This is a genomic window from Microbispora catharanthi, from assembly GCF_006334915.2.
Lineage (GTDB): Bacteria > Actinomycetota > Actinomycetes > Streptosporangiales > Streptosporangiaceae > Microbispora > Microbispora catharanthi.
Window position 1 is genome coordinate 117,011 of sequence record NZ_VDMA02000015.1, and the last position, 13,046, is coordinate 130,056.

21 protein-coding genes are annotated in these 13,046 nt (G+C 71.8%); 13 read left to right on the forward strand and 8 right to left on the reverse strand.

Translation table 11 applies throughout. The features are described from left to right. Positions 1-36: 36 nt before the first annotated feature. Positions 37-1,164 carry a glycoside hydrolase family 12 protein gene (locus tag FH610_RS26340; RefSeq protein ID WP_205826075.1) on the reverse strand — a complete coding sequence of 376 codons (1,128 nt, stop codon included), beginning with the start codon at positions 1,162-1,164 and terminating at the stop codon, positions 37-39. A gap of 292 nt (positions 1,165-1,456) precedes the next feature. Then, entirely contained in the window at positions 1,457-2,332 is an 876-nt protein-coding gene (locus FH610_RS26345) for an alpha/beta fold hydrolase (RefSeq protein ID WP_139577507.1), read from the reverse strand. Positions 2,333-2,418: 86 nt separating this feature from the next. On the opposite strand from FH610_RS26345, the gene FH610_RS26350 reads away from it, so the two are divergent. Further along, positions 2,419-2,898, forward strand: a complete 480-nt coding sequence (locus tag FH610_RS26350; RefSeq protein WP_139577508.1) for a MarR family winged helix-turn-helix transcriptional regulator — start codon at positions 2,419-2,421, stop codon at positions 2,896-2,898. Positions 2,899-3,047: 149 nt separating this feature from the next. After that, a complete protein-coding gene (locus tag FH610_RS26355) occupies positions 3,048-3,398 on the forward strand; it encodes a DUF488 domain-containing protein (protein ID WP_139577509.1) in 351 nt (116 codons plus the stop codon). A gap of 31 nt (positions 3,399-3,429) precedes the next feature. Here the strand turns inward: FH610_RS26355 and FH610_RS26360 are convergent, their stop codons facing one another. The 6 genes from FH610_RS26360 to FH610_RS26385 are packed head-to-tail and all read right to left on the reverse strand — an operon-like array spanning position 3,430 to position 6,027. Beyond that, positions 3,430-4,005: an Asp23/Gls24 family envelope stress response protein gene (locus FH610_RS26360; RefSeq protein ID WP_139577510.1), complete on the reverse strand. Its 576-nt coding sequence runs from the start codon at positions 4,003-4,005 to the stop codon at positions 3,430-3,432. A gap of 17 nt (positions 4,006-4,022) precedes the next feature. Then, positions 4,023-4,631 carry a DUF6286 domain-containing protein gene (locus tag FH610_RS26365; RefSeq protein WP_139577511.1) on the reverse strand — a complete coding sequence of 203 codons (609 nt, stop codon included), beginning with the start codon at positions 4,629-4,631 and terminating at the stop codon, positions 4,023-4,025. Then, on the reverse strand, positions 4,606-4,944 hold the full coding sequence (locus FH610_RS26370) for an Asp23/Gls24 family envelope stress response protein (protein ID WP_139577512.1): 339 nt from the start codon (positions 4,942-4,944) through the stop codon (positions 4,606-4,608). Before FH610_RS26370 ends, FH610_RS26365 begins: the two co-directional genes overlap by 26 nt. Then, complete coding sequence (locus tag FH610_RS26375) at positions 4,941-5,126, reverse strand: hypothetical protein (RefSeq protein WP_139577513.1); 186 nt, start codon at positions 5,124-5,126, stop codon at positions 4,941-4,943. Before FH610_RS26375 ends, FH610_RS26370 begins: the two co-directional genes overlap by 4 nt. A gap of 2 nt (positions 5,127-5,128) precedes the next feature. Then, the gene (locus tag FH610_RS44660) at positions 5,129-5,554 is read right to left on the reverse strand and encodes a hypothetical protein (RefSeq protein WP_225898820.1); all 426 of its coding nucleotides are present in this window, start codon (positions 5,552-5,554) and stop codon (positions 5,129-5,131) included. Continuing rightward, positions 5,551-6,027 carry an Asp23/Gls24 family envelope stress response protein gene (locus FH610_RS26385; protein ID WP_139577514.1) on the reverse strand — a complete coding sequence of 159 codons (477 nt, stop codon included), beginning with the start codon at positions 6,025-6,027 and terminating at the stop codon, positions 5,551-5,553. Before FH610_RS26385 ends, FH610_RS44660 begins: the two co-directional genes overlap by 4 nt. Before the next feature lie 336 nt (positions 6,028-6,363). Between FH610_RS26385 and FH610_RS26390 the strand changes: the two genes are divergently transcribed. From FH610_RS26390 to FH610_RS26440, 11 genes are all read left to right on the forward strand, one after another. Continuing rightward, positions 6,364-6,924 carry a hypothetical protein gene (locus FH610_RS26390; RefSeq protein WP_139577515.1) on the forward strand — a complete coding sequence of 187 codons (561 nt, stop codon included), beginning with the start codon at positions 6,364-6,366 and terminating at the stop codon, positions 6,922-6,924. 5 nt (positions 6,925-6,929) lie between these two features. Beyond that, positions 6,930-8,378, forward strand: coding sequence for an SRPBCC family protein (locus tag FH610_RS26395; RefSeq protein WP_139577516.1), 1,449 nt, complete (start codon positions 6,930-6,932; stop codon positions 8,376-8,378). Between the two features lie 139 nt (positions 8,379-8,517). Next, complete coding sequence (gvpJ, locus tag FH610_RS26400) at positions 8,518-8,934, forward strand: gas vesicle protein GvpJ (protein WP_139577517.1); 417 nt, start codon at positions 8,518-8,520, stop codon at positions 8,932-8,934. A 1-nt stretch (position 8,935) separates the two neighbouring features. Continuing rightward, a complete protein-coding gene (locus FH610_RS26405) occupies positions 8,936-9,727 on the forward strand; it encodes a GvpL/GvpF family gas vesicle protein (protein WP_139577518.1) in 792 nt (263 codons plus the stop codon). 19 nt (positions 9,728-9,746) lie between these two features. After that, positions 9,747-9,980 (forward strand): gas vesicle protein GvpG, encoded by a 234-nt coding sequence (locus tag FH610_RS26410; protein WP_139577519.1) that lies wholly within the window; start codon positions 9,747-9,749, stop codon positions 9,978-9,980. Positions 9,981-9,987: 7 nt separating this feature from the next. Then, entirely contained in the window at positions 9,988-10,428 is a 441-nt protein-coding gene (gene gvpO / locus FH610_RS26415) for a gas vesicle protein GvpO (protein WP_139577520.1), read from the forward strand. After that, the gene (locus FH610_RS26420; RefSeq protein ID WP_167538775.1) at positions 10,425-10,940 is read left to right on the forward strand and encodes a gas vesicle protein; all 516 of its coding nucleotides are present in this window, start codon (positions 10,425-10,427) and stop codon (positions 10,938-10,940) included. Before gvpO ends, FH610_RS26420 begins: the two co-directional genes overlap by 4 nt. Next, positions 10,933-11,982, forward strand: a complete 1,050-nt coding sequence (locus tag FH610_RS26425) for a GvpL/GvpF family gas vesicle protein (protein WP_240809203.1) — start codon at positions 10,933-10,935, stop codon at positions 11,980-11,982. Before FH610_RS26420 ends, FH610_RS26425 begins: the two co-directional genes overlap by 8 nt. Next, positions 11,979-12,299 carry a gas vesicle protein gene (locus FH610_RS26430; RefSeq protein ID WP_139577521.1) on the forward strand — a complete coding sequence of 107 codons (321 nt, stop codon included), beginning with the start codon at positions 11,979-11,981 and terminating at the stop codon, positions 12,297-12,299. The genes FH610_RS26425 and FH610_RS26430 overlap by 4 nt, the downstream gene beginning before the upstream one ends. Then, on the forward strand, positions 12,286-12,705 hold the full coding sequence (locus tag FH610_RS26435) for a gas vesicle protein K (protein ID WP_240809204.1): 420 nt from the start codon (positions 12,286-12,288) through the stop codon (positions 12,703-12,705). The genes FH610_RS26430 and FH610_RS26435 overlap by 14 nt, the downstream gene beginning before the upstream one ends. Positions 12,706-12,775: 70 nt before the next feature. After that, positions 12,776-13,012, forward strand: coding sequence for a hypothetical protein (locus FH610_RS26440; RefSeq protein ID WP_139577522.1), 237 nt, complete (start codon positions 12,776-12,778; stop codon positions 13,010-13,012). Positions 13,013-13,046: the final 34 nt, after the last annotated feature.

Here is a 13,046-nt window from a genome sequence, read left to right on the forward strand (position 1 = left end):
ACGTCCCTTCGGCGGCGCCTGTTTTTCTGGGGGGTGTCACGACGAACAGGGGGTGCCGTTCAGCGTGAAGCCGGTGGGGTTGCCGTTCGAGCCGCTCCAGGTGCCCTGGAAGCCGAACGAGACGTTGCCGCCGGCCGGGATCGACCCGTTGTACGACAGGTTCTTCGCGGTCACCGACGATCCGCTCTGGGTGATGTCGGCGCTCCAGTAACCGGTGATCTTCTGGCCGTTCGGGAACGTGAAGCCGACGTTCCAGCCGTTCACGGCGCTGGAGGAGGTGTTGGTGACGGTGACGTTGCCGGTGAAGCCGCCCTGCCACTCGTTCTTGCTGTAGCTCACCCGGCACGCGCCGCCGCCGTTGCCCTGGGTGGGGCTGACGGTGGGCGTCGGCGAGGGGCTCTGGACCACGCCGCCGATGCTGTAGGAGAAGTTGTTCACCGCGAGGCCGGTGCCGCCGATCCAGGGCTCGAATCCCGCCTGGACGCTGGTGAGGTACCACGACCGCTGGGCGTAGCCGCGGTTCACCGCGTCGTCGTAGAACGAGCGGACGGCGAAGCTGATCGAGTTCGTCGGCGAGGTGCGGACGTAGGAGATGACGTTCCAGCCGATGTTGCCCTCCCAGACGTCCCAGGTGCCTCCGGCGATGTTCGCCGTGCCCACCCGGGAGCCCACGGGCTGCACCGAGCCGGTGTGGTTGAGCCACACCATGATCTCGGCGCCGGTGTTCTGGCCGTCCTTGCGAGGCGTCGGGTCGAACCAGATGTCGTACGCCGCGTCGTAGACGCCCGAGCCGGGATAGCTCATGCTGACGCTGGTCTGGACCGTGTTGAACTGGCTGTTGCTCGCCTGGAGGGGCAGGCCGCTGCCGCTGGAGCAGTTGGCGTAGTGGCAGCCGGCGTAGATGGCCGGGTATGCCGCCGGGGTGCCGCCCGTGTTGTTGTGCCCCGCCTGCGTCACCGTGAAGCCGGTGTTCGTGACGTTGATGCACTGCGGGGCGCTGCTCCCCCACACGTTGTTCATGACGACGTACTTGCCGCCCTGAATGGTGGTGCTGCCGTACTTCTCGCAGATCGTCGTGTCCGCGTGCGCCGCCTGACCGACGACGAGCGACGCGGCGACCGAGCCGAGCATGGCGAGGCTCGCCGTGATCATTCGCATCCTCATGTCCCGGACCATAGACATGGGACGAGTGCGGGCGACATGGGCAGATTTAATCGACAACTTGGACGAAACCCCGACCAGCGACAACGTCCTTACGGAAAGTGAAACTTTCAGTCACACGTGCTGTCCGGCCCTCCACTCGGGCCCGCGCGACCAGCCCCGAAGCACGGAACAGGGCGCGCCCGAATCATGCGCGCCGGCGATCACCGCCTCACCGGCCACCTGCCGCCGGGCATGCGGTTCGAACGCGCGCGGACTCTCACCGACGGCCCGCCCCTGCGCGACTCGCGCTACCTCAGGCAGCCCCAACGCTCGCGATGAACCCGAGGATCGCCTTCGCCAGCTCCTCCGGGGCCTCCATCGCGGCGTAGTGACCCACACCGTCGAGATGCAGGGACTGGATCTCCGCCGCCGCGGCCCGCGCCATGGTGCCGGCCGTGAAGCGACCGCCGCCGGCGCCGACCGCGAGCACGGGCACCTTCAACCCGGGCTCTTGCGCGAGGGACTGGATCTCGGCACCCTCCCGCAGCATCGACCGATACAGGCCGATCGCGCCGCGCCAGCCGTCAGGACGTGAGTAGGCGCGGGCGAACTCCGCGATGTCGGCCTCGGTGAACGCTCCCGGGATCGCGGTCATGGACGGGAACGCGTACTGGGCGAGGAACTCGCGTTCGCGGCCGGCGAGCAACAGCTCCGGGATGCCGGGCGCGGCGAGGACCCCGATGTGCCAGGCGCCGCCGCGGGTGACGTCGGCCAGCGCTTCCAGGCCGAACCCGGGCAGGCCCATCTCGATGGCCGTGAGGCTGAGCACATCCTCGGGATGGGTGGTGGCCAGACGGAACACGGTCGCGCCGCTGATGTCCTGCCCGGTGAGGTGGACGGGGCCGGCACCGAGGCGGGCGATCAGCTGGTGGAGGTCCTCGGCCGCGGTCGCGCTGTCGTACTCGCCCGGCCCGTTGCCGGAGTCGCCGAACCCGCGCAGATCGACGGCGAAGACACGATGGTGGGCGGCGAGCAGTGGGATGAGCTTGTGGAACGTCCACCAGGTCTCGGGGAACCCGTGTACCAGCAGGATCGGGAACCCGGCGGTTCCAGCGGCGACGTAGTGCAGGGTCGTTCCGTTGACCTCGGCCCGGTGATGGGTGACCCCCGGAAGCGTGGGACCGGTCATTGCTTTCTCCTCGATTCGACAGTCAAGGTGTCGAAATATAGACACCATGCCTGTCTTTTGTCCATGCGGTGTCGTAGTCTTCTCCCATGTCCCGCTCTGGCGCCGATCTCGCCCTGCTGCTGCTCGGAGGCTTCCGCACGCTCGTGGACGCCGCGATCGCGGAGCTGGACCGGCGCGGCTTCGAGGACGTGCGCCCCGTCCACGACTTTGCGATGCGGGCCATCGCCGCGGGCGCCGACAGCGCCTCGGAACTGGGCCGCCGCCTGTCGATCTCCAAACAGTCAGCGGCACGCACCATTGCGGTGCTGCAGGAGCGCGGCTACGTGGCACGTGACACCGACCCCGACGACGCCCGCCGCAAACGCCTCCAGGTCACCCCGCTCGGCTACGAGGTGATGCGGCAGGGCGAGGCCATCTTCGACGAACTGCGCGACCAGTGGGGCAAGCAGATCGGCGCCGCCGAGCTCGAAACCCTGGAGGCCCACCTGTCAGTGCTGGTAGGCACCCTGCCCGTGCGCTTCGACACCCCCGGCTGGATGGCCCGCGACCTTGGCGAACCCGCGTGAGACGGTAGCGGCCGTTGGTCGAGCGCGGGCGCGGAGGACCGGCGCCAAGCGTCTGCCGTCGGGCGGTGACCCGGGCGCTGCCGGCTGCCGGACGCCGGCGTACGCCGCCGCGCGCTGGGGGAGTATGCCTGGAGGAGGAGGTGGGGGCGATGTCCGTCACGGTCCGCCGCGTGTACGAGGATCCCGCACCCGGGGACGGCACACGGGTGCTGGTCGACAGGGTGTGGCCGCGCGGCCTTACCAAGGAGGCCGCCCACCTGGACGAATGGGTCAAGGACGTCGCGCCGTCCGGCGCCCTGCGCTCCTGGTACGGCCACGTCCCCGAGAGGTTCGCCGAGTTCCGCAGCCGCTACCTCACCGAGCTGGACGATCCCGAGCGGCAGGCCGCCCTCGACCGGCTGCGCCGGCTCATGGAGAGCGGCCCGCTGACCCTGCTCACCGCGACCAGGGACGTCGAGCACAGCCAGGCCGCCGTCCTCGCCGAGGTCCTGTCCGGCTGACCCGCCCTTGCAGTGATCCGCAAGGGCGCGCTCAGTGGACCGCGCGGGTGCGGCGGCCGCCGGTGAGGTCGAGCCGCACCATCGCCGGGAGGCGGTGCAGGCCGAGCGTGGTGCGCAGGTCGGGGACGGCCTCGTCGTGCAACCGGGTGACCAGTGCCCCGAGGTCGGCCGGTTCCACGGCGGAGACGCCGAGGTCGAGGTGCGGGTCGTCGGACGGGCCGCGCAGCACGGCGTGCGCCCTGCGCACGTCCGGATAAGCGCTGACCTGCTCGGCCAGGGCCTCGCTCGCGGGATGCGCGTCGACCTCGGTGACCCCGGACGTGCCCGACTCCAGGCGCAGCCGCCGCGGCCGGTCGACCCGCAGCAGCGCCAGCAGCCAGGCCAGCCCGATGAGCCCGATCACGAATCCGATGGCGGCCACGACCGGCCAGAACCACGGCGCCGTCGCCGCGAGATTCCTCGCCCCGGCGTCCACCACCGGCTCCCGCACGGCGGCATCGCCGAAGGCGCCCAGCGCCCGCGCGAGCGCGAGGCCGCCCGCGGCCAGCAGAACCAGGCCGGACAGCGCCAGGCCCGCCCGGTTGCCCTTGCCCGATCTCGTCTTCACGGTCCTGCCTCCTTCGCCTAGGACGGGCCGTGGACGCGCAGGTGCAGCGAGACGTGGTGGGCGGGGGCGAGCCGGGCCAGTTCGTCCTCGACGGCCCCCCGCACACGCTCCCCGAGCGCTGCCGTGTCGCGCAGGTCCGTCCGGACCGACACGTCCGCGTGCCAGCCGTACATCCGCGCTCCGGCCTCGCGCACGCCGTCCACCTCGTTCGCCCTGGCTCTCAACGCCCGCGCCAGCGCACGGCGCGGCAGGCCGACCATCAGGTCGGGGTCCCCCGTGCGCAGCGCGACCATCCGCCCCCGCCCGGGGACGGCCGCGATGAGGATCAGCACCAGGCCGATCAGGGCCAGCGCGGAAGCCACCGCGAGGACCCGGCCGTCGTCCCAGGCCGTGGTGCTCGCCCATCGGGCCCACTGGTCGTATGGCACGAGCTTGACGGGGAGCCCCAGCAGCGCGGAGACCACGTGGACGGCGGTGAGACCTCCGATCCCCAGCAGCGCCAGCGCGGCGACCGCGGCCGGCAGCCCCCGGCTGGGCCGGAAGGCCCGGCGGGCTCCACCGTCCCCGAACCCCCGCATCGGGACGAAGCGCGGCACCCTTTCAGACAGGCCTCGGCCTTCGCTCATCGCCACCCCTCCGCTCGGGCTTCCGCTCGGGCACAAGCTCCACGACCTCGATGTCCACGTTCTCCACGGCGATGCCCGTCAGCTCACGCAGCCGCCGCCGGACGTGCTCGCGAATCTTCGCGGCCAGCCGCGGCACCGGCGCCGGATAGCGCACGGCCAGATCGCAGTGGACCGCCGCGACCGCCCCGCACACCGACGCCGACACGTGGGGCGGGCCGGTCACGTGCTCGTCCTCGCTCGCCAGTTGCTCGGCGATCCTCGCGAAGGCGCGGTCCGAGATCGTCGTCGTCCCGTGCGCAGCGGGCTCGCTCATTGTCGTCTCGGGTGCATCTGCGGCAGGTGTACGCCGCCTTCGAGCACCAGGCCGACGAGGAACCCGACGATGCCGAGGACCAGGACGATGATGAACGCGCTGAGGCCGCCGAAGGCCCCGACCACCCCCAGCACCGTGCCGAACAGCAGGCCCGCGAGGCCCCAGAGCGGATAGCCTTCCATGATCATTCCTTCCTTCCGCCGTCGTCTGTGACCACGTCGGCGATCGTCACGTCCACTTTGCGGCCGCCCGCCAGGCCGCCGATCGCGTCGCGGACCAGGTCGGCGATCTCCGGCAGCGGCCTGCCGTACCGGGCGACGATGTCGACCTCGATCGCGTCGTCCCGTATGGCGACGCCCGGGACGAGACCACCGGGCAGGTACGTCGCGACCACGCCGAACGGTCCCCGGGACAGATCGGCGACGTCCGGACACGACAGCACGCGGTCCGCGATCCGGCGGGCGGAAACCTCGCGTTCCTCGCCTTCTCGCCCCGCTCCGGCATCCCGCTCCGGCGGCGGGCCACCCGGGGAGCCGGGCCCGGCCCGCTCGGGCACCGCGACCCGCCGGCCGCCGCCTTCCGCCCCCGCGTTCTCCGGGACGGCGCTCATTGGACCCGCGGCTCCCCGTCCGCGGGCGCCTGCGGCTCCTGTTGCCTCGGCAGGTGGACGTCGTCGACCGCGATGTTGACCTCGGTGACCTCCAGCCCGCACATGCGTTCCACCGCGCGGATCACATGGCTCCGCACGGCTTGCGCGAGGTCGGGGATCGCGACGCCGTACTCGACGATGAGGTGGATGTCCACGGCGGCCTGCCGCTCGCCGACCTCCACCGACATGCCCCGGGTGACGCCGTCCTCCCCGCCGAGCGCGCCCCTGATCGCGCCGAACGCGCGGGCCGTGCCGGTGCCGAAGTCGTGGACACCGTCGATCTCGCGGGCCGCCATGCCGGCGATCTTGGCGACCACCTCGTCGGCGATCGTGGTGCGGCCCCGCTCCGTCACCAGGCCGGAGCCGCCCTGCGTCCCGAGGGACCGCCCGGGCGCCGGCTCGACGGTCGCGGTCGACGTTCTGGTCTCGGTCATGTGACTCCCCCGCTTCACGCGCAGCGGTAGGTACCGCTTACCGCCGATACACGCCCGTGATACCCGGTTTGCACACAGTAATCATCCGAGGTCGGACGAGTTTGGGTCATCGGAATCCCTCCAAAACACCAAGACCGGCGAGCCCGGCGACGGTCAGAACGGACAGCCCTAAGAAAGGGATCAAGTCCGACCAAAACTGCCCGGTATGTACGAGATCGAGTTTTTCTGTGCCCGTCTAGGGCATTCATACCGTTCAGTCGGATCGCAGCGCCGTACGGCGAGACGGGCGGATGGCCGGAACGGCGCTTCGGGGCGCGGCCAGTAGGAGGCGCGATCATGAAAGACGGACTGAAGGTGGCCCTGGCTGTCATCGCGGGCTACTACCTCGGCCGGCACCACAAGCTGCGCCTGGCACTGGTGCTCGCGCTGGCCATCCTCGCCGCCCGTCTCAAGGGAGAGGGAGCCGCGGGAGCCCTCCTCGAACAGGTCCCCAAGATCCTCGGCGGCGCCGCCCCCGACCTCGGCAAGATCACCGAGCGCGTACGCGGCGACCTGCTGGACATCGGCAAGGCGGCCGCCATGCGCGCCACCAGCCGCCAGATCGACAACCTGAGCGACAAGCTGCACGAACGCGCCGAGGCGCTCCGGCAACCCAAGGGCCGGGGCCGGGCCGCGGAGGAGGAGGAAGAGGAAGAGGCGAAGGAGCGTCCGGAGGAGGGCCGCCGCCGGGTGCCCCGCCGCCGCCCGCAGCAGCGCGAGCCTGAGCCCGAAAAGGGCTACGAGGAGGAAGAGGAGTACGAGGAGGAGCCGTACGAGGAGGAGGCAGAGGAGCCTGAACCCGAGGAGCGGCGCCGGCCCCGGATCCGTCCCACCCGTCCGGTGCTGCGGAGGAGGTGAGACCGATGACCGAACAGACGCGGGAACGGGCCCAGACGGAGCGGGCCCAGACGGAGCGAGCACAGGGCGCACGGGCGCCGGACGAAGGGGCGCTGCCCACACAACGGCTCGGGCAGGAGTTCCAGAACCTCGCCACGGCCGTGGCCGAGCGCGCGTTGTCCCGGGTCGCCGAGAGGATCGACGGTCTCGCCGGCCGTCTCACCGACTACGTGGAGCACGGCGGCTCCGGGCTGCTCAGCGCGCTCACGGGGAAAGAGGGCGGCGGACGCGAGGCGCTCGGCGGGCTGCTCGGCGGCCTCACCCGCGGCCGGAACGCCCGGGACCTGCTCAAGTCGGCGGCCGACCGGCTCGGCGCGACGGGCGGAGGCGGCCTGCTCGGCGCTCTCACCAGCGCTCTCACCGAGGACGGCGGAGGCGGCCACCCCGTACGCGCGGCCCTCATGGCGTACGGCAAGGAGAAGATCAAGGGCCTGTTCGGCGGGGGCGGCGGAGGAGGCAAGGGTCGCAAGGGCAAGAAGCTCAAGGTCACCAACATCGTCGAGTCGCTCGACATCGGCGCGCCGCTCCGCCTGGTCTACAACCAGTGGACGCAGTTCGAAGACTTCCCGAGCTTCATGAAGAAGGTCGAGACCGTCGAGCAGAAGTCCGACGAGAAGCTCGGGTGGAAGGCCCAGGTCTTCTGGTCGCACCGCACGTGGGAGTCGACGATCGTCGAGCAGGTCCCCGACAGCAGGATCATCTGGCGGTCGCAGGGGCCGAAGGGCTTCCCGGACGGCTCGGTGACCTTCCACGAGATCACTCCCGAGCTGACCCGGGTCCTGCTCGTCGTCGAGTATCACCCGCAGGGATTGTTCGAGCGTCTCGGCAACCTGTGGCGGGCCCAGGGCCGCCGGGTCCGGCTCGAGTTCAAGCACTTCAAACGGCACGTCATGACCAACGCCCTGCTGCGTCCCGACGAGATCGAGGGCTGGCGGGGCGAGATCCGCGACAGCGAGGTCGTCAAGGACCACGAGACGGCGCTGCGCGAGGAGCGCGAACGCGAGGGCCGCGAGCGGGGCGAGGAGGCCCCCGAGGAGGCCGAGGAAGAGGCTCCCGAGGAGCGCGAGGAAGCCGAGGAGGCCCACGAGCCCGAGGAGTTCGAGGAGGAGCCGTACGAAGAGGAGGAAGAGGAAGAGGAGGAGCCCGAGCGGGCGCGCAGGCCCGCCTACGCGGGCGCCCAGACGGGCGAACGCGCCAGGCCGCCGGTCACCCGCAGGCGCGGGGACGAGCCCGAGGAGCGCGGCACGCGGGCGCCGGCCAGGCGGCGCGAGGCTGAGGCCGAGCGGGGCGAAGGCGAACAGCCCCGGAGGGGCGAGCAGGCACGCAGGGGCGAGGAGACCGAGGAGACGGGCGAGGCCGAGGAGCGGCCGACGCGCCGCCGTCCCCTGGTCCGGCGCCGCCGTCCCCCGGAATAGCAAACACGGAATAGCAAGCACGGAATAGCAGGCACGGAATAGCAGGCACGGAATAGCGAACACGGAGTGGTGACGCCGGGATGGCGGCGGGCGGAGCGAGTGATCGGAAACACGACATCGAACCGAGGAGGGGAAGCGCATGACGGTAGCCGTTCCACCGGCGGGTGGCGGCGGATTGCCGGGCCGGTCGTCGGGATCGGGCCTGGCCGACGTCATTGACACGATCCTGGACAAGGGTCTCGTGATCGACGCCTACGTACGGGTCTCACTGGTCGGCATCGAGATCCTGACCATCGACGTGCGTGTCGTCGTCGCGAGCGTCGACACCTATCTCCGATTCGCCGAGGCGGTGAACCGGCTGGACCTGGCGTCCCAGCAGCAGGGGCTGCCCGACCTCCTGTCGAGTGCGCCCCAGAGCATCGCTCGCGGCAAGTCCAAGGGCGTGGCCCAGGGCGTGATCGAGGCGGCCGGAGAGAAGCTGCAGGACCTCTTGGCGAACTACGCGGAGGAGGAACCCGCCCCGCGTACCCGCAGGCGTCGAAGGGAGGAGGACTGAGATGACGGGCTCCACGAGGCAGTCCGGGGCGGGCGACCGGGCCGAGGCCCCTCGGCGCAACACGGCGTGCTACGTCTACGGCATCCTCCCCGAGGACGTCGAGATCAGCGAGGACGCCGTCGGGGTGGGCGATCCTCCCGGCCGGATCAGGGTCATCAGGCACGGTGAGATCGCCGCTCTGGTGAGCGACGTCGACGTGGACCGCCCCCTCGGCCGCGCCCAGGACCTGGTGGCCCACGAGCAACTGCTCGACGAGGCCGCGGCCGAGGTCCCCGTGCTCCCCCTGCGGTTCGGCGCCGTGATGACCACGCCGGAGGCGGTCGTGGAGGAGCTGCTGGCCCCGCACCACGACTCGTTCGCGGCCGCGCTGAAGCAGATCGAAGGCCGGGCCCAGTTCGTCCTCAAGGCGCGGTACGCCGAGCAGCCGGTGCTGGTCGAGGTGCTGACGGAGAGCGCCGAGGCCAGGCAGTTGCGCGACCGGATCAGGCAGTTGCCGGAAGAGGTGACGCGGGGCGAACGGATCCGCCTCGGCGAACTGATCACGCAGATCATCGCGGCCAAGCGCGAGGCCGACACCCGGGCGGTCGTCGAACGCTTCGAGCCCTGCACCGTCGGCGCGGTGGTCCGGGACCCCAGCCACGAGCGGGACGCCGCGCACGTCGCGTTCCTCGTGGAGAACGACCGCCAGGCCGACTTCGAACGCGTCGTCGGGGAGTTGCGCTCCGAGTGGGGAGACCGGGTCGAGGTCCGGTTGCTCGGGCCGATGGCGCCGTACGACTTCGTCACCACCTGACTCATGAGGGGAGGCTGCCGTGGGACTGATCAGCATGCTGTTCACCTGGCCGCTCGCCCCGGTCCACGGCGTCATCCGGCTGGGCGAGCTGATCCAGCAGCAGGTCGAGCATGAGCTGAGGGATCCGGCCGCGGTCCGGCGGCGGCTGGAGGCCATCGAGGAGGCCAGACGCTCGGGCCAGATCTCCGAAGAGGAGGAGGCCCAGGCCGTGGAGGAGATCCTCAGGCTCATGAGCGGCCCGCGGAGGAGGTGATCGTCCCATGCCTCCCCGGCGGAGAGCCCGTTACGACGAGGACGCCGCGCCGTACGGGCGGCGGGGCTCCTCGGGCATGCCCGTCGAGGAGGACGGGCCGTACGACGAGGCCGAGGGCGAAGACGAGCACAGGAGTGAGCGCGGGGATGACCGCGCCGCCGAGCCGCGCCGGCGCCGGGCCGCGCTGAACGCGGTGTCCGCCGGACGGCTCGGCCTGCGCTACATCGCGGATCTGACCTCCAAGGACACGGAGGGGGTCACGTCGGTGGAACCCGTGGAGAACGGCTGGCTGGTCGACGTCGAGGTCGTCGAGGACCACAGGATCCCGTCCACAGGAGACATGCTGTCGATCTACGAGTGCCAGGTGGACGACGAGGGAAATCTCATGTCCTACCGGCGCACCCGGACCTACCGGCGCGGCACGGGCGCCTACGGCGGTGGGCTATGACCGATCCCCGCTCGCGTCCCATCCTGCGCGAGTCGTCGTACGCGCCGCCGGCCGTCATGGGCCGGGAGTCGACCAACCTGGGCGACATCCTGGAACGCGTGCTCGACCGGGGCATCGTGATCGCCGGCGACATCCGGGTGAACCTGCTGGAGATCGAGCTGCTGACCATCAAGCTGCGGCTGGTCATCGCCTCGGTCGACACCGCGCGGGAGATCGGCATCGACTGGTGGGAGCGCGACCCGTGGCTCAGCGGCAGGGATCGCGAACTGGTCGAGGAGAACCGCCGGCTCCGCGAGCGCCTGAGCGCGGTCGAGGAGCGCCTGCTCGCCTGGGAGGAGCGGACGGAACTCGAACCGGGCGAGCGCGCGCACGAGCGACCGGGCGAGCGCGCGGAAGAACGCACGGGCCGGCGCCAAGGTGAACGCACGGGTGAGCGGCGGGGCGACCGCCAAGCCGAGGCCCGCGCCCGACGGCTCGGCCGCCTCGGCGGAACGGAGCCCGGCCGTGAGTGAGAACCACCCCGCCGTGAGTGAGAACCACCCCGCCGTGAGCGAGAACCACCCCGCCATGAGCGAGAACCACCCCGCCATGAGCGAGAACCACCCCGCCATGAGCGAGAACCACCCCGCCATGAGCGAGAACCAGCCGGCCGTAGGCGAGAACCACCCCGCCGCTCCCGCCGCCCCGCCGCAGAGGGCGCAGGAGCCCCACGCCCCTGACGCCCCGCGCGAGGCCCGTGAGACCGCCGCCCCTGGCGGTTCCGGCCAGGGGGTCTACCTGTACGCGGTGACGTCCGGCGGAGAGCCTCCTCGTGACCTGCACGGTGTCATGGACGGCGTGGTGCGGACCGTGTCCTGCGGCGGGCTCGTGGCCCACATCGGCGACGTGCCCCTCGACCGGTTCGGCGAGGAACCGCTGCGCCGCTCGCTGGAGGACCTCGACTGGGTGGAGGGAGTCGCCCGCGCCCATCACCGGGTCGTCGAGGCGCTGGCGGCGGCCGGGCCGACCGCCCCTGTGCGCCTCGTGACCGTCTACACCGGAGAGGAGCAGGTCCGCGACCTCCTCGACCGGCGGCACGACGACTTCGCGGAGATCCTCTCGCATGTCGCGGGACGGCGGGAGTGGGGCGTCAAGGCCTACCTGCGCCGGGACACGCCACCCCCCGCGCCCGCGGCCGCCACCGCGCCCGCCACCGCGGCCGGTGGCGACAGCCCCGGCATGGCGTACCTGCGCCGGAAGAAGGAGAGCCTGCGCGGCAGGGAGGACCTGTGGCGCGCGGCGGCCGAGCGGGCCGAGCTCCTGCACGCCGAGCTGGGGCAGGTCGCCGTGGCGAGCCGCCGCCACCGCCCGCAGGACCCCCAGCTGTCCGGGCGGAGCGAGTCGATGGTGCTCAATGGCGCCTACCTGGTGGATCCGGCCCGCGAGGAGGAGTTCGCCGCGGTGCTCGGCGGCTACCGCGACCGATTCCTCGACGTCGAGCTCACGGGCCCGTGGGCGCCCTACTCCTTCACCTCGATCGACCTCGGGACGGGCCGTTCCGGGGGCGTGCGATGACGCCCGGCGGGACCCCGGCGTACCTGCCGGAGCGCCCGCGGGGCGCCGCCCTCGCCGCCGAGGGCCGCCTGCCGCCCGAGCGCGTGGCGCTCGTCGACCTGCTCGACCGGCTGCTCGCGGGCGGTGTGGTGATCACCGGCGACATCGTGCTGTCGATCGCCGACATCGACCTCGTCCGTATCTCCCTGCGGGCGCTGCTCGGCTCCGTACGCGGCACCGAGCCGTTCGACCCGCTCGGCGAGCCGTACGCGGAGGGCGGGCGGGCAACGCGCGATCTCGCCCGCGGCAGGAGGGAGAGTGGGGATGACCGGTGGTGAGGCCGGGAGCGCTCCGTGGGACACCGCGGCAGGGCCCTGGCGGATGGGCGTGGAGACCGAGGCGGGCGGTCCGGATCGGTGGGAGCAGGACCAGTGGGAACGGGGCGCGGAAGCCGGGAGGGGCAGCCCCTGGCGGCTGAACACCGACCCGGAGGCGGTGCGGCGTGACCTGAGCCGTCTCGTGCTGACGCTCGTCGAGCTGGTGCGCCAGCTCGTGGAACGGCAGGCCATCCGGCGAATGGACCAGGGCGACCTGTCCGACGAGCAGGTCGAGACGCTCGGCCTGACGCTGATGCGCCTGGAGGAGGCCATGACCGAGTTGTGCGAGCGGTTCGACCTCTCACCGTCCGACCTCAACCTCGACCTGGGGCCCCTCGGCACGCTGCTGCCCACCGACGCGCCGTGAGCGCGAGCGCGTGTACGGCCAGGTCGCAGGGGTAGGCGGAGGAGGTCGATCGGGGCCGGAAGGAGATGTCATGAGTGTCGTCGGCCGGGACGAGGTCCGGGCGCTGCTGGAGTCGCCGTTGCCCGACGCGACGCTGGTGCTGGTGGGCGGGCGGTGCGAGGTCGTGCCGGAGTCGCGCGCCGAGGGCCTCGTGATCGCCGGCAGGCGCGACCTGGAGAGCCTGCTGGGAGACGGCCCGGTGGACGACCGGCGGCTCGGCGAGCTCGCGGACCGGCTCGACACGGTCGCCCGGGACCTGGGGGCGTGACGGGCCGACCGGCAGCCCCATAGCGCGTGCCGGT